This window comes from Streptacidiphilus monticola (assembly GCF_042658505.1).
In the GTDB taxonomy this organism is placed as follows: Bacteria; Actinomycetota; Actinomycetes; order Streptomycetales; family Streptomycetaceae; genus Streptacidiphilus; species Streptacidiphilus monticola.
The window spans coordinates 1-21343 of the sequence record NZ_JBHSQJ010000046.1; the positions used below are offsets into that span (position 1 = coordinate 1).

A 21343-nucleotide genomic window follows, 5' to 3' on the forward strand; every position below is an offset into this window, starting at 1 on the left:
CCCGACATCAGGCCACCCACAAAGATCCGGACACTCCCGGAAGCCCAGGTCGCGTAGCGGCAGTGTTGTTCGTTGTCCGGATCCTGGCGAATCAGGCCGGTTGGTCAGTTGAGCTGGTTGATGGGGGGCGGGTTGTCGTTGAGGGTGGTGGCGGCCGTGGGGCTCAGGGCGACGTTGTAGGTGTGGATGTCGCTGAGCTGTCCGGGGAGGAAGTCGGAGGCCGCGGCGTTATAGCGGGCATTGCCGATGGTGGCTGGTCCGGTTGAACTCCAGGCGTTGGTGGGGTTGGTGCTGGCCGCTTGGTGGCCGTTGATGTACAAGGTGGCGGTGTTGGTCGTGGCGTTGTAGACGGCGACCAGGTGGGTCCAGCTGGTGCTTGCTCCGGCGGCGTAGGCGACGTCGAAGCTGGGATTGGTGGTGTCCCCGCTGGTGAACTGGAATGCCCAGCCGGGCTTGCCGGTGTGGGCGTAGTTGTACTGGAGGTAGAAGGGGCTGGCGTTGGTGCCGGATTGGGCGATGACGGTCGCGTTGTGGGTGGGCAGGGAGGCGAGCTTCACCCAGGCGGAGATGCTGTAGCTCTGAGAGGTGTCGACGACCGCGGAGCCGGTTGCGAGGGCACTAGTGGTGCCGTTGAGGCTGAGCACGGTGCCGCGGGTGGCGTCGGTGGTCCAGGTGGCTCCGGTGTTGAGGCTGGCGGGCGCGTTTCCGTTCGAGTCTGTGGCAGAGGTGGAGTTGTTTCCGTCGTTCAGCTGCCAGCGGTGGGTGGCGGTGCTGTAGTTGCCTTGGGTGTAGGCGGTGCCGAAGGTGGCGGTTGTGCCGTTGGGGGTGGCGCCGGGGAAGGCGACGATGTCTCCGCTCGGGGTGGTGGCGTACAGGTTGGGCTGTCCGAGCTGGGTGTAGTCGCCGGGGGAGGCCACGGTGGGGTATGCAGCCGTGGTCAAGACGGGCTGCAGCCGCGTGGGCGCGGTGGCGACTGGGGTGGGGAGGCTGCCGCCGGTGAGTGCTCCCCAGTTCTGTTCGGCGCCGTTGTCGCATGTCCACAGGATGAGTTTTGCGCCGGGGGTCTGGCTGCCACTGGGGTCGGCCAGGCACAGCGCGGCGGCGGTGTTCTTCAGCGAGCCGCTGGGCCCCTGGGTCCACTGCTGGTCGGTGGCGCCGGTGCAGGTTGCGAAGTCGACGGCAGCGCCGTTGGTGGTGGCGCCGGCGTCCAGGCACAGTCCGTTGTAGAGGCGGACGGTGTGGTCGGTGAGGAAGATCATGGCCTGCTCGGGGCCTGAATTGCAGGTCCAGGTGATGGCAGCGACACCGCTGGTGGTGCTTGCCGCCGGGTCGGCTGCGCACAGGCGCGCGCCGCTCGTGGTGGTGACGCCGAGGGTCAGGGGTGCGGCGGTCGGAGCGGTCAGCTGGGAGACGTTGCCGTTGGCGTCCTTGAGGGGGAAGGTGTAGACGAGGCCGGACTGGTTGTCCCGAGCCCAAAGGGTGGGTGTGCCGGGGGTATTGGTGGTGAGGTCACCGCCGACGACGCCGGGGGAGATGAGGTCGAAGTGGGACCAGTCGCCGGTGCCGAGGAGGATGGGGTTGGTCAAAGGGTCCTTGGTGGTGTTCTGGTAGAGCCACAGTTCCTGGCTCCCGCTGCCGTCCAGTTCCTTGGTGATGAGGTTGGCGCGGGTGAAGGTGGTGTCGCCGGTGATGTCGCCGGGTGCGGTCATGGCTTTGACGCCGGACCAGTCGCTGTTGTAGTTGGCGCAGCGCCCGGACGTGCAGGCGGGGCGCGCGATGGCGGAGGCACCGCTCGTGAGGGTGAAGTGGCCGTAGGTTCCGCCGTTTTCGCCGTCGTTTGTGTAGCGGTACATCGTGTCCAGGCCCGGGTTGTAGGCGAAGAGGTCGTCGACACCGCCATTTTGGAGGGATCCGCGGTGGGCGACGAGGTACTTGTTCCAGCTGGTGTGGTCCGGGCTGGAACTGGGCGTGGAGGCGATGACCGCGCGCTGGGTGGTGGGGTCGCTGCTGCCGGCCAGCAGGATCAGGTCGCCGGTGGTGTCGGTGGCGAGCATGTCCGGGATGCCGTCGTTGGTGAGGTCGCCCGCGGTGACCTTGGTGTTGGGGTCCCACGGGGCATAGAAGCTGTAGCTGGACGGCAGCGTCTGGGCGTTGCCGGCCTGGTCAAGGGCCTGGACGTAGAGGATGTGACCGCCCCACATGGAGGGTGTCACGGTGAGTGTGGCCTGACCGCTGGTCGCGGCGATGTAGTGGGCTCCGACGGTTGGGATGGGCTGGTCCAGGGACCAGCGGAAGCCGGCGATGCCACTGCCGGGCAGGCACGCGGCCAGGGTACACGTCGACGGGTCGGGTGCCGGGTCGGTCGCGGTAAGGGTGAAGGTGCCTGCGTGGCCGGCGTACGTCAGCGGCGTGATGCCGCTGCCCGACGGCGGGAAGTCGGTGCTGTTGACGGTGGCGGGGCCGGGAGGGGTGGTGTCGACGTTGAAGCGGCAGTTGGCGACGGTGTTCGAGGACAGGATCGTGTCGGAGGCTTGCGTGTTCCAGCTGTACTGGTGACCGTCCTGCACCGTGGTGGTCAGCGCCATGCTGCCTTGTCGCGGCGCGAGCGCGTAGTCGACGTGGCCGTAGGTGACCTGCTTGGGATTCCCGGTCCCGTCGTCGACCATCTTGTCGAGCAGGCTGTACCAGATGGCGATCTTTGTGTCGGTGATGGGTGAGGTCGCTGTGGACAGCATGGAGATGGTGCTGCCCCCGTAGTTGGCGCTGGTCATGCCGATCCAGCCGGGGGTGCCGGTGTTGCACGCCGGGGATGCGGCGATCACGGCGCCCTGGGAGTTGACGGTGACTGCGGGAGGATCGGTGTTGACGCTGCTCGGGTCGATGACGGGGGGCAGGTCGTACTTGGTCGCAATCGAGGGGTTGTTTGCGAAGCGCATGTGGCCGTAGTTGGTGGACGAGGTGCTCTCGTCGCCGGTGAGCCCGAAGGTCAACGTTCCGCCTTGCACGGCGTTCACTTGCGTGGCGAGTTGGAAGGTGATTTGGCTGCTGGCAGACGTCCCGCACGAGGTGGTGGCGTCGACGCTGTACATCCACTTCTTCTGGCTGAACGCCGCGATGCCCGGTGCGGCCTGGGGGCGGTTGTTCCAGGTGGTGGGGTTGCTGCTGGCGGGCGGCGGCGGGTAGATGGGGTTGGTCACGGTGAGAGTGACCGGCCACTGCGTGCACCCGTGGTCGGCGCCGTATGTCTGGGTGAGCGTGAGCGTGGCGTCGGTGACGGTGGAGCCGTGCGGGATTTTGCTCAAGTCCATGGTGTAGAAGGATTCTTCGGCTCCCGCACCACAGTTGCTGCCCCAGCCGGGTTGGATGTAACCGATGCCTTCGCCGGCCTCGGTGCCGTTTCCTTCCTCGGTGTTCCAGCCGCTACTGGCGGTGGGACAGCCCTGCCACACCTGGGTGTAGTTCTTAGTCATATCGGTGACCGTCGCCGGGTCGATGTAAACCGGGAAGGCCGTGTCGGAGGCGGTGAGCAGGCTCTGGTCGGGTGTGAGCGTGAGGCCGGTGCCGGAGGCGGATAGGGTCACGGGCGCAACTGTGGCGCCCTGGCCGGGGCCCTCGGCTGAGGATCCGCCACTGCTGATGCTGTCGCCGGTGCCCCCGCTGGTGACGGCGTCGAGGCTCAGCGCAGCCGTTTTGACCGTGGTGGTGGTCGGCGCGCTGGAGTCCCACATGAGAGGAGCGGCGCTGCTGAAGACCGGGGTCCCGTCGGGGGTGGCGACCAGCATCCCTCCTCCAGTGGTGGAGGAGACGGTCAGGTTCGGGGCGTCGACGGCGAGGTGGATGGCCTTCAACGCGGGGTTGGCGGCCGCTGTGGCGTCGTGGACCACGAGGACTTCGCGCACGACCCCCTGCTGGTCGACCTGGACCTGGAGGTCGACCCCGGGCAGAACCGCACTGTAGACGGCGGTGTCGCCGTCGAGGGTGGGAGCAGGAAGGGTGAACGGCATGCTCAGGCTGAGCTGGTGGCCGGAGCCGTCCCCGAGGACGGCGAAGGGCCCGCCGCCCCCGCCGGAGAGCTTCACCGTGTTGGGGACTGCGGTGGGGCTGACGGTTCCGTCGCTGGACCGGGTCAGGGTGGCGTCGAGGGCAACCCACTGACCGTTTTGGCGGGTTCGGACGGGGAGTGCGTGAGTGGTCCGGGTCAGTGATCCGTCCGGATTGGCCACGACGGTGTCGGTGCTGGTGGCCAGTGACGGCACGTCCACTGGCCGCCCCGTGGACTCTGCCTGGATCTGTGCCGCCTGGATGGCGCCAGGACTGGATGGGGGCGGTATGGAGCCGGGGTCGGCCGGCCCGGTGTCCGCGAGCGCAGGCCACCCGCCGGATGCGGCCAGCAGCGAGGTGAGTAGCGGGACGGTGAGCCATCGTCGCAGGTGGAAGCGGCGCGAGCGAACGCGCCGATCAGGTGTTGTGGTCACGTGCAGCCTTCGTCACAGGTTTCGGATCACGGATGTTGCCTTCGTCACATTCGCGGGTTTGAGGTGCGCGAGCGGTCGATTCCAGCGGTCGCAACATGTGCGCACCTGTCCGGATTCGCTCCCCCCGGAATCGGACGAATCACCTCCGTGTACGGACGCCCCGCCCCGGGGGGAGGGAGCGGACAGGCTATAGCCCCGATCACAGGATCTCCATAAGATCCGACGGTCATCGCCTGGCCGCGTACGTACAGGTGACGGCTTCTCACTTGTGTCTGATTCCAGGGGGTTTGGCGCATGAGCGCGCGCTGGTTTGCTGCCGTCCGACACCGGATCTGGCAGCGGCCTGTGACCGTGGCAGTCGCTGCGGTCACGGTGGGCGCGCTGATCGCGCCCGTGGCCGTGGCCCAGGAGATCCCACACTTCAAGTACACCGGGAAGTTGTGGTCGCCGTTCCCGTTGGCGCGGACGCCGGGCGTCGCTGTGCATGACCTCAGTGCGTCCCGCGTGTCGCTGGGCCGAAGCGGCAAACAGCTCACGCCCTATGCGCCGTCCCCGGCGGTGTGGCCGGCTGCGGGAGCGGCCACCGTGTCACTGACACGCGCCGTGGCCGCCCCCGGTTCATCCCCTTCGGCGTCGGCGCCATCCAGCGCGGTCGCCGCGTCGCCCTCAACGTCCAACCGTCGACCGGTGGGCACCGCGGTCGTCCATTCCACATCGGCGTCATCGATGTCGCCGAGTTCGTCATCGGCATCGCAGGTGGTGCCGGTGACGGGACCGGTGCGCGCCGGCTCGCTTCCGGTCTGGGTCGCCCCCGTCCATGCGTCCCGCGGCGCAAAGGCGTTGACAGCTCGTACGCCCTCCCGGGTGCGGGTGCAGCTGGCCTCACATCAGCAGGCGGTCGCCGCCGGCGCCAACGCCATGCTCCTGAGCGTGGGCCAGGTGGACGGCGGCACCGACGGTCAGGTGCAGGTCGTTGTCGACTACGCGAGCCTGGTACGTGCCTATGGCGGCGGATACGGCTCGCGACTGGTGATGTTCGCCCTTCCCGCCTGCGCCCTGACAACCCCTCAGGTGAACGCCTGCCGGATGCGGACGCCGCTGAGCTTCACCAACCGGGCCGGGGCACACCAGTTGGTCGCCACCCTCGGCGTGCGCTCCGACGCTGCCCCGTCGCGCTCACTGGAACGTTCGGCCGCACTTGCACCGATGGACACCACCGGGTCGATGACCGTGGTGGGGATCAGCTCCGGCTCCACCGGCTCCCAGGGCAACTACACAGCCACGTCCTTGAACCCGGCCGCAACGTGGCAGGCCTCGGCGAGCGGCGCGTTCACCTACTCGTATCCGATCAACATGCCCACAGCCGTCGGCGGCAGCGTCCCCGACGTGACCTTCTCCTACGACTCGCAGTCGGTGGATGGGGAAACCTCGGCCCGCAACTCGCAGGCCTCCTGGATCGGTGACGGCTGGAACTACCAGCCCGGGTTCGTGGAGCGCAGCTACCGCTCCTGCAACAGCCTCCTCGACGGCAGCGGCCAGCGTCTCCTGAAGGGATCCGGGGACGAGTGCTGGGGCGGCGACAACGCCACCTTGTCCTTCGGCTCCCACGCCGGCGTCCTCATCCCGGTCACCGCCGACCAAAGCGTCCCCGGGATCGTCGCCCAGTGGAAGCTGCAGAACGACGACGGCACCATCGTCCAGGAACTGTCCGGCGCCCAGAACGGCCTCTACCAAGGCCTCTACTACCGCGTCTTGACGACCGACGGCTCGGCCGCCTACTTCGGCTCCAACCACGCGCCCGCCACCACCGCCATCAACTCCAGCCCGCAGTCCGGAACTCCCAGTGACACGGCCACGAACTCCGCCTGGGGCGTCCCGGTCCTGCACCCCGTCTCCGGCGACCCCTGCTACTCCTCCGCCAACGGCACCGCGTCCAAGTGCGCTCAGCCGGAGGGTTGGCGCTGGAACCTCGACTTCATCGTCTCGCCCACCGGGTTCGTCGAGCGCTACGACTACACCACTGAGTCCAACTGGTACGACCTGGGCGGTGGCCAGGCAGCCGCAACCAACGGCTCGGGAACGCTGACCAAGTACACCCGCGGCGGCACCCTCACCCAGATCTCCTACGGCTACCAGCTCGCGGACGAGCAGGCCGGCCGGACGCCTGCCGCGGCGGTGGTCTTCACTTCGAAGCAGCGCTGCCAGACCACCTCCGACTTCGACTGCACCCAGGCCATCTCCACGTCCAACGCCACGCACTGGCCGGACGTCCCCTACGACCTCAACTGCAACCAGGGCGACTCGACCACCCTGCCCGCCGGGGCCACCACCGTCCCCGCAGGCGTATGCATTACCTCATCGCCTACGTTCTGGACCACCACCCGTCTGGACTCCGTGACCACCAAGGTCCACGTCATCGAGCAGCCCGCCGGGACGGACAAGGACCTCGTCGCGGTCGACACCTACACCCTGGGGCAGATCTACTCCGACGCCGGCGGCACGATCGACCCCGTGGTCGGCACCACCGTGGACCCCAAGGACGCGGGCGCCCTCCAGGCCGTGATGTGGCTGCAGACCATCAAGCACACAGCCCAGACCGACTCCTACGACGGCGGCAGCACCCCGATCACGCTCAACCCCGTCACCTTCATCGGCACCGAGATCAACAACCGCGTCGACGGGAGCCCCAACGCGCCCCTGTACCGGCCCCGGATCGCCGGCATCGTCACCGAGACCGGCGAATTCATCTCCGTCACCTACTACGACGCGGACTGCTCAATCACCAACGGCACGCTGCCTGCGTCCGCGGACAGCGACACCATGTCCTGCTACCAGGTCTATTGGACATCACCCGGCGCACGGTTCCCCACCGCGGACTGGTTCAACAAGACCCGCGTCGAGACGGTCACGCGCTCCGACCTGACCGGCATCAAGGCGGACACCTCCGGCCGTACCGGTTACCTCGGCTTCTCCGGCTCCCCCGACCAGGAAACCCGCTACACGTACAGCGGACCCGCCTGGCACCGTGACGACTCCCCGCAGACCGACGACCTGTACCGCACCTGGGATCAGTTCCGCGGCTACCGCACCGTAACCATCACCACCGGCACCACACCTGACCCGGTCACCCAGACGACCACGACCTACCTGCAGGGCATGGACGGCGACTACCGGGCCAACGGCACCACCCGCCAGATCACCGTCTCCGACAGCACGGGCGACGCCGTTGTCGACAGCAACTGGCTCGCCGGCCTCGCGCTGGAAACCGACACCTACACCGCGGCCAACGGCACCATCGACGCCAAAACCACTACCCCCAGCGTCACCACCACCCAGACCGCGAGCGCCACCCAGACCCCCTGGACCGACTGGAACAGCACCGACTACACCGGCAGCGCCCCCACCCCGTCCACCCTGCCGCCGCTGACCGCCCGCCGCACCACCGCCACCACCACCCGCACCTACTCCCTCCTCGCGCACAACAAGGGCTGGCGCGAGAACCAGAGCACCACCAGCTACGACACCCTCGGCCGCATCTCCACCCTCGACACCCTCGCGGACGTGGGCACCCCCACGGCCCAGGAGCAGTGCGCCACCACCAGCTACGCCAGCGCGCCGTCCGCCAACGCCATGATGCTCACCTACGCGGACCAGATCACCACTGTCACCGGCCCGTGCGGCGGCAGCACACCCACCCTGCTGTCGGCGAAAAAGCTCTACTACACAGGAGACGGCACCCTCGCAACACTTGGCGCCTTCGGTCAGCTCAGCGCCACCGGCCAAGTCACGGGCGTCCAGATCGCCACCGCCCAGAACAACGGCACCGCCACCGCCTGGCAAACCACCGCCACCATGACCTACGACGGCGCCGGACGAGTTACCCAGACGCTGAACCCGGACCCCACCGGTGCCAAGACCACCGGCCTGCCCACCACCACCTCCTACACCCCCGCCTGGTCCACCGCAGGCGGCAACACCAACGCCACCAAGGTCACCTCCACCAACTCCCAGGGCTGGAGCACCACCTCCTACCTCGACCCGCTGCGCGGCCTGACGATCGAGAGCAAGGACGCGAACCACCGCATCACCGACATCACCTACGACGCGATGGGCCGCCGCACCGCCGTCTGGCTCCCCGGACGCGACAAGAGCACCCAGAGCGCCGACCGGACCTTCAGCTACTCCATCGACCCAGGCGCCACCGTCACCGTCGGCCCCAACGTGGCCACCACCGTCACCGGCGCACCGAGCTCCGTCACCACCCAGACCCTGCGCGAAGACGGCTCCTACGCACCGAGCGTCACCTTCTACGACGGCATGCTCCAAGAGCGGCAGACCCAGACCCTCACCGCAGACAACTCCGCCGGACGCCTGATCAGCGACACCTTCTACGACAGCCACGGCTGGGCGGAGCGCACCTACGGGACCTACTACGACGCCAACTCCCTGCCGACCGCCACCGTCGCGCAGGTGATGACCGAGAGCCAGATCCCCTCAGAGACCGTCACCACGTACGACGGCCACGGCCGCGCGCTGGCCAACACCCTCTACTCCATGGGCGCACCCCAGTGGAGCTCCAGCACCGCCTACCCGGGCGCCGACGAGATCGACAGCACCGCCCCCGCGGGTGGCCCCAGCACCAAGAAGATCATCAACGCGCTCGGCCAGACCACCAGCTCCACTGTTCTCAACACCAACCCCCAGGTCACCCTGAGCGCCGGCACCGTCATCCCCTCCGGGACCTCTCTGATGTCCGGCTCCGTCCGGCTGAGCATGCTTGCCAGCGGCGACCTCGCCCTGACCAGCCTGGCCAGCGGCAAGCAGCTGTGGCACACCAACACCACATCCGCCGGCGCGTACGCCGTCTTCGGCACCGACGGCAACCTCGCCGTCTTCAGCAGCAGCGGCACCCAGCTGTGGTCCACCGGCCTTACCACCACGACCGGCTCGGTCCTCAAGCTCCAGAACGACGCGAACCTGACCATCGCCACCGGCAGCGGCACCCAGCTGTGGCAATCCAGCACCACCGGACAGGCCAGCGAGGCCGACTCCACCACCACGTACACCTACACCCCCGCCGGACAGGTCTCCACCGTCACCGACACCGCCGGCAACCAGTGGACCTACCAGTACGACCTTCTCGGCCACCTCCAGAAGCAGACCGACCCGGACGCCGGCACCACCACCTTCGACAGTTACGACCTCGTCGGCAACCTGCTGCAGACCACCGACGCCCGCGGCCACAAGCTCGGCTACACCTACGACTGGGACAACCGCCGCACCGCCGAATACGACCTGACCCAGAGCTCCACCAAGTCCACCAGCAACCTCCTCGCCTCCTGGGCCTACGACCAAACCCCCAGCACCGCGGACTCCGCCAACCCGAACGCCAACACCCTTGGCTACCCCAGCTCGTCCACCCGCTACGTCCACAACGGCACCACCACCAGCAGCTACACCCAGCAGATCACCGCCTACAACACTGACTACCAGCCGATGGGGACCCGCACCACCATCCCCGCCACCGACGGCTTCCCCGCGCCCCCCGGCACCACCCCGGCCCCCGGCACCGTCACCTACGAAACCGACGCCAGCTACTACCCCAACACCGGCCTTCTCCTCGGCACCGACTACGGAGCCGACGGCGGCCTGCTCCCCGAGCAGATCGGCTACCAGTACGACCTCCAGGGCCTGCTCATGTCCTACGGCAGCACCCTGACGAACACCGACGGCAGCCAGATCAGCGGCGCCTACGACGACAACACCATCTACAGCGCATTCGGACAGGAAATGCGCAGCACCTACGGCGTCTACGGCCTGCAACTAGTCACCAGCAACGCCTACGACCCCGCCACCGGCCGCCTGACCAACACCCAAGACAACTGGCAAGCAAGCTCCACCAGCCAGCTCGACAACATCAACTACCGCTACAACCAGGCCGGCGAGATCACCGCCGTCTCCGACGCCCAGTCCTCCGGCGGAGCCATCACCGGCACCGACACCCAGTGCTACACCTACGACTCCCTCCAACGCCTCATCACCGCATGGAGCGACACCAAGGGCCTGAGCACCATCGGAGTCGGCGGCACCGGCACCTGCCTCAGCACCACCCCCACCGCCACCGCCACCGCCACCGCCCCCCGGACCAACACCGTCGGCGGCCCCGCCCCCTACTGGCAGGACTACACCTACAACCTCCTCGGCGACCGCACCACCGCCATCCAGCACGACCCCGCCGGCAACCCCGCCAACACCACCACCCAGACCATCACCTACCCGGGTACCGACGCCACCAAGGCCGCCACCCTGCCGAACCAGGCCACCACCGCCACCAGCAGCAACCCCAGCCAGGGCACCGCGACCGAGACATACGGCTACCTCGACAAGAGCGTCAACACCAGCGGCGTCAACGCCGGCAACACCACCAGCCGCGCCGCCACCACCACCGGCCCCATCACCTCCGGCGTCACCACCAGCACCGGTGGCAGCCTCTGCCTGGCCGACCCCAGCAACTCCACCACCGCAGGCACCCAGCTCATCCTGTGGAACTGCGGCGCCGGCGGCCAGAACTTCACCATCGGCACCGACGGCACCGTCCGCATCAACAACCTCTGCATGGACCTGAGCGGCACCAACGTCGTCATCAACACCTGCAGCGGAGCTACGAGCCAGGTATGGCGCACCGCCGCCAACCACACCCTCGTCAACACCAGCACCGGCAAATGCCTGGCCGACCCCTCAGCCAACAACGTCCCCGGCGCCGGCAAGCAGATCATCTGGACCTGCGGCGCCGGCGGCCAGACCTTCACCCCCACCGCCACCGGCAACGCGGTCCTGCCCGGCCAAACCCAGACCGTCACCTACGACGCCGAAGGCCGCACCGCCACCCTCACCACCCCCGACGGCACCACAACCCACACCAGCAGCTACCTCTACGACGCCGACGGCAACCTCCTCGAAGAAACCACCGGCGGAACCACCGTCCTCTACCTCTTCGGCGGCACCGAGCAACTCACCAAGATCGGCACCGGCGTCACCGGCCAACGCTTCTACACCGGTCCCGACGGCACCATCATCGCCCGCTCCTCCGGAGGGGCAACCCCCGGCGGCACCGTCGTCTACCAACTCCCCAACGCCCAGAACACCGCCGTCACCACGATCAGCTCCACCACCAGCACCCCCACCATCAACCGCCGCGCCTTCGACCCCTACGGCAACCCCCGCGGCAGCACCCCAACCACCTGGCCTGACAACCACGGCTTCCTCAACAAGCCCACCGACACCACCAGCGGCCTCAACCTTCTCGGAGCCCGCACCTACGACCCCAGCCTCGGCCGCTTCCTCACCCCCGACCCCCTCTTCGAAGCCGGCGACCCCAACCAAATGGGCGGCTACACCTACGCCGCCGACAACCCCAGTTCCGGCAGCGATCCAAATGGCCTCTGCTACGCCATGGATGACGGCTACTGCGCACCCCACCAAACCGGCGAAGCACAGGGCGAGCACACCACCGGTCCGGTGGCCCACAAGGACGACTCCAACAAGAAGGCACCGGGCTGCGACCCGCACATGTGTGCCATCGACCCCTCGTGTGACCTGACCTGCGGGCAGAACTTCACAGTATGGACTGTGGAGAACGAGTGCGACATGACTCCCTCCGCCTGCTATGCGCTGTACCAGTCATCCCAAATTCTCAACCCGTCAGCACACGAGAGAGAAGACTATCTGCGGGCAGTCACCGACGGCGCAACGCTCCTGGCAGGGCGACTGCAACAGGCAATGGATATATATTGTGCAATTCCATCCGGAATCGTTCAAGGGGCATGCCTCGTAGCCTCGATCGTTGAAAACCCGGAGCAAGGCGCAGAGTCGCTAGCCCTGAATGTCGCGGGATCCCTTGCCCTGGCGGGGGTCGGGAAACTCCTGAAAACCGGAGCGAAGCTTCTTTCCAAAACACCACTGGCACAAAAGGCGCTGGCCGCAGTTGGAAAACTGCTGAGCGGCGGACGGTGCAGCTTCTCACCTGACACGCCCGTGCTCATGGGCAACGGCACCACCAAAGCCATCGGAAAGATCCGCCCCGGAGACAAGGTCGAAGCTGCCGACCCAAACACCGGAAAGGTCAAAGGCAGCCGCACCGTCCAGCACGTATGGATCAATCACGACACTGACCTGCTGGACGTCACCATCTCCGATGGCAACGGCCACTCGTCGACCATCCATACAACCGCAAACCACCCCTTCTGGGACGACACGCTCCACGTCTGGCAGCGCGCAGACCACCTGAAGCCAGGCCATCACCTGGCGAGCACCAACCGACGACACCCAGCCGTCGTCAAGATCAAAGCAACGCCCGGCACGGCGGACCGATGGAACCTCACGGTCCAAGAGCTCCACACGTACTATGTTGTGGCGGGCGGCACGCCGATCTTGGTGCATAACACCGACGGCGAAAGTTGCAAGGTCGACCTCGGTAATGGCACGTTCCTTCACCCCGACGGGTCCATTCGCGATGCGAACGGCCATTATGCCGGTACAACTGGTGTCCAGCCCGGCGCCAATAATGAGGAGACCGTATGGGATCACCTTCAGACTGAAGGTGTCACGGTGGTGCGCCAGGAGACGAGTGTGCGGGTTCCTGGATTTAAGCTTCGGAAGTTTGATGGCCTGGCAAACATAGACGGCAATTGGTACGGAATCGAAACAAAGGGTGCGTCTGCTGGCCGCACTCCTGATCAGGAGCTCTTTGACGGCTGGCTCAATACGCCAGGCAATACCGCCGTTACTCTGAATGGCCAGTACGAACTTCATGGTGTCTTTGACGCCTGGGTGCCGCAGGACCGGCCCCCAGCTGGGTGACGGAGGGCGCGAGCAGGCCAGGCTGGAGGCCTGGCCTGCTCGTGCTCTATGCTGGCCTACCCTTGGGTGCTTGATGTTCGATGGGAGTTTTCTGGTGAGCTTTGATCTCGCGTTCTGGTATTCAGAGGATCCGGTCGACGGTTCCAGCGCCCTTGAAACGTACAGGGCAATTCTCAATCAGGAGCCGTCTGTCGCTAGCCCTAGTGTGGCCGTTTCCGAGTTCCTGGCAGATCTCGTCAAGGTATTCCCGGATCTCACTGAGGAGAATGCGGACAGTTCTCCCTGGATGAGCCCACTCTATTTCAGTGATGCTTTCGTGGTTGCGAGTATTTCGTGGTCCAGGCAGCAAGTGATGGCAACAGCTCTCGCTGCTCTGGCGCGCAAGCACGGCCTCGTTTGCTACGACCCCCAAGCAGAAGCCGTTATTCCCTGATCGGATAGATCTGGAATGGGCAGCGGCCCCGCCGGAATTCTTCCGGCGGGGCCGCTGTGGCGTGCTGAGCGAGTGCTTGACGGCAGTAGTTGACGGCAACGTCAGCGGACGGGTGTTGCACCAACCGATGGATCGTTGCCGTCGTCGGGCTCGGGAGAGGGCTGGCCGAGGTTGCCGAGAGCGTGGCCGAGGAGGTCGATGGCCTGGCGCTGGAGGCGGAGGCGGACGTGTGCGTACACCGTGGCGGTCACCCCGATGTGGACATGACCCAACAGCTCCTTGATGACGACGAGCTCGACGCCATGCTCCAGGAGGAGCGTCGCGGTTGAATGCCGAAGATCGTGGAATCGGATCGGCCGCAGCTGCGCGTCGCGCAGCAGGGCGTTGAAGTGGCGAGTGAGAGTGGCGGGCTCGATCGGGTGCCCGTCCGGGCGGGTGAAGACGTAGCCGCTGCGCTGCCACTCCGCGCCGGCCTGGTCCCGTTCCCCGGCTTGCCGCTCGTGGTGGGCGCGCAGCGAGGTGACGCGGGATGCCGGCAGGGCGATACGGCGCTCGGAGCTGATGGTCTTGGTCGGCAGACCGGCCAGGCCGCTGCTGCGGGTGCGCTGGAGGGTCCGGCGGATGCTTGCCGTGCCGCCGTCGAGGTCGAGGTCTTCCCAGCGCAGGCCGAGGAGTTCGCCCTTGCGCAGGCCGGTGCGCAGGGCGAGTTCGAACAGCGCGGCGAGCCGGTGACTCTGGGCGGCGGCGAGGAACTGCCGGGCCTCGTCTGCGGTGAGGGGGTTGAAGCGGCGGGGTCGGGGTGTGCCGGTGCGGACGTTGCGGGCGACGTTGCGTGGGATCTCTTCCTCGCGGACGGCGTGCTCCAAGGCGGACTTGAGCACGGAGTGGATGTACGCGAGCGTGGCAGCAGCGGCCGAGCGCGCAGCAGCGGGGGCGGCGGCTGGCCTGCGCCTTCGGATCGCGCCCGGCGTCAATGCCGCGTGCACAGCACTGGCAGACGGTCCGCAGGTCGTTGAGCCAGGTGCGGACGTCCTTGGCGGTGAGCTTGGCGAGCTTCTTCCGGCCCAGGCCCGGTATCAGGTACTGGTGCACGACGGCGGTGTAGCGGGTGTGGGTGATCTCGCGGAGCTGGTGGACGGCGACGTTCTCCAGCCAGTACGTCAGGAACGCGGCCAGACTGCCCTGCGCGGTGACGACGGGGACGCCGCGGTTGCTGGCGGCGATCTTCTCGGTCAGCTTGGCCAGCGCCTCCGCACGGGTGGTGCCGTAGACGCGGACGCGCTTGCGGGTGCCGCCGGGGGCCAGAACGTAGCCGGCGGCTTCCCAGCGGCCGTCCTTGCGTTGGTAGACGGTTCCGTCACCGTTGGCACGGACGCGACGCGAGGGGTTGGGCGTGGTCATCAGGCGGCTTCCTGTTCGAGTCGGGTGGTGATGAGGTCGGCGAGCGCGTGGGCGGGGATGCGGCGGGCGCGGCCGAGGGTGATGGAGGCGAGCTGCCGGGTGCGGATGAGGTCGTAGACGGCCGTGCGGCTGATCTTGAGCCGGGCCATGACCTCGGGCACGGTGAGGAGTTCGTCAGCCACGGGCTGCCCCCGCCCCTTCTTCGGCGGCGTCCGGTCGAGGGCCGGGCGGGTTGAGGGCGGCGGCGAGGCGGGCGAGTTCGGGGGTGAGGCCGATGCCGGAGAAGACCCAGTGCGCGAGCACGAGTGTCGAGGTGTCGGCGAGGCTGTTCGCCGGGGGAACGCTGCGGGCGCGTTGACAGTCGGCGCGGGCCTGGCGCAGTTCGGCGAGCGTGGTGGAGTAGCGGCGGGTCTTGGTGGAGAAGTGGCCCTTGAAGCCGAGCATGTGCGCCCAGGCGCGGAGCTTGAGGTCGGCGAGTTCCGGGCGGGCTCCGAGGGTCCAGCAGGTGCGGATCATGCGTTCGGCGTGAGGGGGTATGTCGAATGCCTGGAGTTCGCCGATCAGCCGGAGTCGCCGGTCGAGGGTGCCGGTGGCGCTCTCGGCTCCTTTGGTGGCGTACTTGGCGACGTAGCCGGCCACGGCCCGCTCGGTCACCGGACCTTCCCCGGTGAAGTCGCTGCTGCGGATCGGGCGCACGTCGGTCTGAGTGCCGAAGGCGAACTCGCCACGGTGGCTGTCGAGTTCGGGGCCGGTGACGCGGGCCTGCCGGTCGGCGGTGCGGATGGCGTCGGTGAGGACGTCGGTCGAAGCCCAGGCGGGCGGGGTGGTGGTGTGGCCGTCGGGGCCGTCGAGGCGGATGACGGCGTGGAAGTGGACCAGGCCGCGCCGCTGGTACTCGGCGACCTTGGCGTAGGACACCTTCACGGCGGTCGAAAGCGTCCGTTGGGGGAGTCCGGCGGCGCGGGCGACGGCACGTCGGAGGTGGAGCATGAAGCGTGCCCATAGGGCGGGGGCGTGGGCGTTCCACAGGACTGCACCCCGGTAGTCGTAGCGGGCGGGGTCCAGCGGGGAGCCGAGCAGCGGATCGTCCTCGGCGTGGGCGCGCCCGCAGCGGCACCGACCTCCGTCCTGTCCTCCGATGCCAGGGCGGTTGTGGACGGGGCCGAAGGAGGGCGCGGTGAGGGTTGCGAAGACGCGCGGGTGCGTGGCGACACTCTCGGCGACGGTCTTGCCGCCGCGCAGTCCAGCGGCGATGAGCTGGTAGGTGTCGTGCCGGTAGACCTCGGCGCAGGAGCGGCAGCGGGTGGCGCGGCGGTTGCCGCAGCGGACCAGCAGGGTGCCGGCGGGCATCTGCGCGGAGTCGAGGTGGCGCAGGATCAAGCCGGTGGCCTCATCGACCTCGGTGGACTGGCCGTCGAGGCGTACTGGGCGGGAGCAGCCGCCGAGCGTTGACAGCTGGCGGACCAGGCCGGGGAGCTGCCCGAGCGAAGCGACGGCTTCCAGATCGCCAGGGCGGAGCGGAGCGGCGAAGAGATCCGGAAGGGAGTTGGGCTGGTTCTGGGGTGTTGCGGGCATGCGGGCATGGCCTTTCGGCGGACGGCACACGAGGGGTGCCGTCGGCGGGGGAGGGTGGGGCCCGGCAGGGGCAGGACGAGCGGCGGCTGCCCCTGCCGGGGATGAGCTGCGTCGGGCGGGCGAGAGGCCCGGCGGGTCTTCTTCGCCGCGTCATCAGCGCGTGGGCGCGCATCAGGCGGCCTCGCCCAGGCCCGCGGGCAGCTCCCGCACCTGCTGACCGGCGCGGACGAGGGTTTCGCTGATGCGCCAGCAGGCTTCGGTGGGCAGATACAGGGACCGCATCCGGACCGGGGTGCGCATGGCGCCGATCGCGGTGACCGCGACACCGGCGGGGAGTTCCCGGTCGGCGGCGCTGACCTCCAGCTCCCGGCCGTCGGGGAACAGGTGCAGGAAGTCCTCGACGGTGTCCACGCGGTGGCAGATCCGGGCAGACAGGTTGGTGCGCATCGCGGTGGACAGCACCTCGGCCGACGGCTTCTGCGTGAGCAGCCACAGCCGGATGCCGAACTTCGCGCCCTGGCTGGCGATGGCCAGCAGCTCGGCCTCGAACCGCTCACGGGCCTTGCGGTCGGAGTGCCGGGTGTAATTGGCGACCTCGTCGATCACCACCAGCCACAGCGGCACGTCCTCGCTGAACGCGGTGATCCGGTCCGTGCGCGCCGACCAGAACAGGGCCTCCCGGCGGCGCATCTCCTCGCGCACCTCGGCCAGCACCTCCGACGCCTCGTCCGGATGCGTGGCCGAGCAGACGCGGTGGGCGGTGCGCCACCAGGGAGCGGCGGCGGCGAGGTTGGGGTCGATCACCACCAGGCGCACGTCCCGCATCAGCGACGCGGAGGCGAGCAGGGTTTTCACGGTGATCGACTTACCGGAGCGCGTGACCCGGCGATCAGCCCGTGCGCCCCGGCGGCGAGGTTGACGTGCACAGGAGCGCCGTCCTCGTCCCAGCCGATCAGCACGTCATCACGACAGGACAGTCCACCCGGCGAAACCGCCGGGCTGCCGCCCTCCCGCAGCAGCGGTGAGGGGAGCAGGGAGTCGAGGGGTTCGCGGCGGAACCCGCGAGCGGTGATCGTGCCGGGCTTGGGCTGAGTCACCTTGACCCGGAGCATGCCCCATCCGTTGCACAGGTCATCGCGCGCATCCTGCCACGCCTCCAAGCCCACGCGGGGCAGCGTATTCGCGGTGACAGTGACCCCGAACCGATCGGCGCGGGTGGTGATGCGCGGGATGCGGACCTTCGCCGGGACCGGTGTGCCGTCGGACCGCAACTGCTCCAGGGTCGTCGGGGTCGTGTCCTTGACCGCGAGGTCGGCCATCGGGGCGAGCCTGCGCCAGGTGCGGCGGATGCGGCGGGCCTGCCGCAGGCTGATCCGGGTCTCCGCGTCGGCCCGCAGCCAGCGCACCACCAGGAACAGCAGCCGCCCAACGAGCACGACCGCCAGGGGGATGAGCAGCCACCAGAGCGCGGCTGCCCCGGTCGGGAGGGAGTTGAGGCCGGTCATCAGGCGGCCTTCGCGGTCAGGGCGGCGGCGCGGAACGCGATGCCGTGCCGCTGCTGCCCGTTGAAGTTGTTCTCCCACGGGGAGGCGGTCAGCCCGGTGAAGGCTATGGCCGCGCCGGGCTTGATGCCCTTGGAGACGCCCGTCTCCGGGACGGTGACCTGCAGCATCTCGGCGCGGCCGTCCATGACGACCATGACGTCGGCGACGACCAGCGGGGTGCCGGTCTCCTTGTCGGTGGCGATCTCGCCGGTGGCGAAGTCCTTCACCTTCGGGCGCAGGGTGCCGAGCATCGCGTGCATGGCGGTGGTGTCGATCGGGAGGGAACGCATGACGACTCCAGATGAGAAAGAGGGGATGGAGGGTCCTGGCCGCCCCGTCGGGGTGATCAGGTTCCGGAACAGTAGCACACCCCATCCATCCGCATCCAACCTCATCCCTATCTCATCGGTTTCCACCCCATCCACGCCACCGATACCCTGACCGGAGCAGCCCCGGAGGACGGGGCGGGACAGCCCCAGAGAACGGAGGTGGAGCCGTGTCGCAGCCCGACGGCACCCTGCTCAACTACGAGCGCATCGCCGAAGACCTCAAGCAGCAGATCCGCGACAACGCGCTGCCGCCGGGAGCGGCCCTGCCCTCGCAGAGCCAGCTCATGAAGCAGTACGGGGCGTCCAGCCTGACCGTGCAGAAGGCCATGTCCCTGCTCCGCGATGGCGGCTGGGCCGTCTCCCGGCCCGGTAAGGGAGCGTTCGTCTCCCACGCCTCCCCGCAGCAGGCCGGCCAGAGCCAGGAGGATGTGGTCCGCCGCACGGTCGCGGACCTCAAGGAGCACATCCTCGTCGGCATCTACCCGCCCGGCAGCCAGCTCCCCTCCGGCGGCAACCTCGCCGCGCAGCTGAAGACCGGGGCTAGCCTCGTCTACACCGCGCTGCGGGAACTGGCCGCCGAGCACTGGGTCAGCGAGATCGGAGAGACCGCGGTCTACACCGTGACGAGCGCGGACGATCCTGAGATGGCCGCCCGCCTCGCCCAGCACGCCCGCATCCAGGCAGAGGCCGCCGAGCAGACCGACTACCCAGCCAGGGTCAACGCCCTGGAAGACGCACTCAACGGCGCGCTGGAGCAGATCGCCGAACTGCGCGAACGCGTCGAGCACCTGGAAGCCAGCGGCAGCACGCCGAAGACCAGCCGCCGCAAGACCAGCTGACGGCCCGTTCCCGGCGCAGCAGAGCCGCGCGCAGCCTGGGGCTGTATCCCGGCGCTGTGGGTGCGACCGGAGCGGTTCAAGATCTCGTCCGGCGGGGGTTGTGGTGGTGTGCGTCCAAACTTTCTCTACGAGATCAAGGCGACCCGCTGACGCGGGTCGCGCGCGGCCGGGCCGGACCCGGCCGCTACGCTGCCGCCCGCTAACCGACCCCGGCCCAGGCCGCGCAGAAAGCAGAAGCGAGAGACAGGCCCCGCGCCAACCCTGCTGACGCACCATCGGAGCACAGCCGACGAGCACAGCGGCGCCCCAGCGGGGCAGCCACGCCAGGACGCTGCCACGACGAAGCACAGTCCGACACCGCTGGAGACGCCCGCAGCAGCACCAAGGGCGGGGCGTCAGGGACGATGGCCGAGCGCCGTACGGCCGGGCTCCCCGCCGCCCGATGATCCGGGCCGGACGGAACCCTTCAAGCCCGCGCCTTACCGCTCCGCTCGCCGGTGCCGGACCGTTCGCGCGGGCTTGACCGAACCCGCCCGCCCCAGTTCTCGGCAGCTATCGGGGAGCCCGACCGGAATGGTCCCCCGAAGGTGGCGGCGCGCCGTCACGAGGCCAGGAGCTCGGCGACCTCGGGCACGTCCCGGAAGGCTTCCAGGCGGTGCAGGACGACGCGGGCGCGCTCGGAGGTCCGCTCGCTGCCGCCGTCGGCGAGTGTGAGCATCCGGGCCGTGGTCTGCGCGGCGGCCTCGGGCTCGTTCGCGTCCGCATAGGCCACGGCCAGCCACGACAGGTACAGCGCCAACTCGCGGGCATGGCTGGCGTCGTAGGGTGACAGCACGTCCGACAGCAGCGGGACCGCGCGTAGCGGCCGGCGCAGCTCGGTGTAGACGCGGGCCTCCATCACCTGCAACTCCCCGGCGTCCACCCAGTACAGGTACGTCGGAGACTCCGCGCCGGGGGAGTCCTGGGCCAGGGCTTCCCCGGCCTGACCGAGCGCCGTCATCGCCGTTCGGTCATTCCCAGCGCGAGTGTGCGCCCACGCGACGCGGTCCAGGTAGAGCGCACGCGCCTTCGCCGGAGCATCCGGTCCGGCATCCTCCAGCGCCGCCTGGGCCAGCTCCACCGCCTCGGCCGTATGGCCGGTGTTGCTCCACTGGTAGGCCAGCGAGCCCGCCACGTTCCCCGCCAGCACACCGTCCCCGGCCGCATGCGCCGCGCTCATCCCGAGCCGGTAGATCCGCTCCGCCTCCCCGTGCTGCCCGGCGTCCGAGGCGATCCACCCGCAGATCTGCGCCAACTCCCCGATCACCCGCAGCAGTTCCCGCCCCACGTCCTCGGTGTGAGTGCCCTCGCGGTAGAGCTTCACCGCTGCCCGCAGCTCCCGCAGGGCCGAGCCGATCAGATCCTTGCCGTAGACCACGTCATCGGCTAGCCGCAGCCCGTGCACCCGGTTGGCCAAGTCCACCACCTGCCCGGCCCCGATCTGGCGGCCGGCACGCGTCGCCAGCGGAGCGAGCGGATCGCTGTCCGGCAAGAAGTCGGCCACCGTGAGCACCCGCGGCTCCGGAGCCGGGAGCTGGACAGCCTTCGCAGCCTCCAGCAGCTCACGCGGCACCTCCAACACCTGCGCAAGATAGGGCAGCCACTCCCGAGGCGACCGCGTGCCGATCTCCCACCGCGACACGTCGTTCCGCGTCGGCGGCACCCGCCCAGGGGCAGCCACCGCCAGCAGGTCGGCCAGCCGCTGCTGACTCCAGCCACGCGCCAGCCGAAGCCGCCGCACCAACTCCCCGACCGTCTCCCGCACCCCGCCAGCTTGGCAGACACCCAGGCAGACACGCTGGCTACTCCGAAAGGTTCACGCCAACGCGACGCTTGATCAGCAGAGCTG

General features: G+C 68.6%; 10 protein-coding genes and 1 pseudogene. 3 read left to right on the forward strand and 8 right to left on the reverse strand.

From position 1 onward, the window contains the following. Positions 1–104: 104 nt before the first annotated feature. Positions 105–4262: a LamG-like jellyroll fold domain-containing protein gene (locus tag ACFP3V_RS11720; RefSeq protein ID WP_380582752.1), complete on the reverse strand. Its 4158-nt coding sequence runs from the start codon at positions 4260–4262 to the stop codon at positions 105–107. Positions 4263–5339: 1077 nt separating this feature from the next. Here ACFP3V_RS11720 and ACFP3V_RS11725 point away from each other — a divergent pair. Further along, on the forward strand, positions 5340–13334 hold the full coding sequence (locus tag ACFP3V_RS11725) for a polymorphic toxin-type HINT domain-containing protein (protein ID WP_380582754.1): 7995 nt from the start codon (positions 5340–5342) through the stop codon (positions 13332–13334). Between the two features lie 94 nt (positions 13335–13428). Then, a complete protein-coding gene (locus ACFP3V_RS11730) occupies positions 13429–13767 on the forward strand; it encodes a hypothetical protein (protein WP_380582756.1) in 339 nt (112 codons plus the stop codon). Between the two features lie 101 nt (positions 13768–13868). Here ACFP3V_RS11730 and ACFP3V_RS11735 read toward each other — a convergent pair. From ACFP3V_RS11735 to ACFP3V_RS11760, 6 genes and pseudogenes are all read right to left on the reverse strand, one after another. Beyond that, positions 13869–15168 (reverse strand): annotated as a pseudogene (locus ACFP3V_RS11735) (tyrosine-type recombinase/integrase). Beyond that, positions 15168–15317: a helix-turn-helix domain-containing protein gene (locus ACFP3V_RS11740; RefSeq protein ID WP_380582879.1), complete on the reverse strand. Its 150-nt coding sequence runs from the start codon at positions 15315–15317 to the stop codon at positions 15168–15170. The pseudogene ACFP3V_RS11735 and the gene ACFP3V_RS11740 overlap by 1 nt, the downstream one beginning before the upstream one ends. A gap of 25 nt (positions 15318–15342) precedes the next feature. After that, positions 15343–16743, reverse strand: coding sequence for a replication initiator (locus ACFP3V_RS11745; protein ID WP_380582758.1), 1401 nt, complete (start codon positions 16741–16743; stop codon positions 15343–15345). Between the two features lie 171 nt (positions 16744–16914). Further along, positions 16915–17598 carry an FtsK/SpoIIIE domain-containing protein gene (locus ACFP3V_RS11750; RefSeq protein ID WP_380582760.1) on the reverse strand — a complete coding sequence of 228 codons (684 nt, stop codon included), beginning with the start codon at positions 17596–17598 and terminating at the stop codon, positions 16915–16917. After that, entirely contained in the window at positions 17595–18248 is a 654-nt protein-coding gene (locus ACFP3V_RS11755; protein ID WP_380582762.1) for a hypothetical protein, read from the reverse strand. Before ACFP3V_RS11755 ends, ACFP3V_RS11750 begins: the two co-directional genes overlap by 4 nt. Further along, on the reverse strand, positions 18248–18577 hold the full coding sequence (locus tag ACFP3V_RS11760; protein WP_380582764.1) for an SCO3933 family regulatory protein: 330 nt from the start codon (positions 18575–18577) through the stop codon (positions 18248–18250). Before ACFP3V_RS11760 ends, ACFP3V_RS11755 begins: the two co-directional genes overlap by 1 nt. A 206-nt stretch (positions 18578–18783) precedes the next feature. Here ACFP3V_RS11760 and ACFP3V_RS11765 point away from each other — a divergent pair, with 206 nt between their 5' ends. Beyond that, a complete protein-coding gene (locus ACFP3V_RS11765; RefSeq protein ID WP_380582766.1) occupies positions 18784–19455 on the forward strand; it encodes a GntR family transcriptional regulator in 672 nt (223 codons plus the stop codon). A 601-nt stretch (positions 19456–20056) separates the two neighbouring features. Here ACFP3V_RS11765 and ACFP3V_RS11770 read toward each other — a convergent pair. After that, positions 20057–21259, reverse strand: a complete 1203-nt coding sequence (locus ACFP3V_RS11770; protein ID WP_380582768.1) for a helix-turn-helix transcriptional regulator — start codon at positions 21257–21259, stop codon at positions 20057–20059. Between the last annotated feature and the right edge of the window lie 84 nt (positions 21260–21343).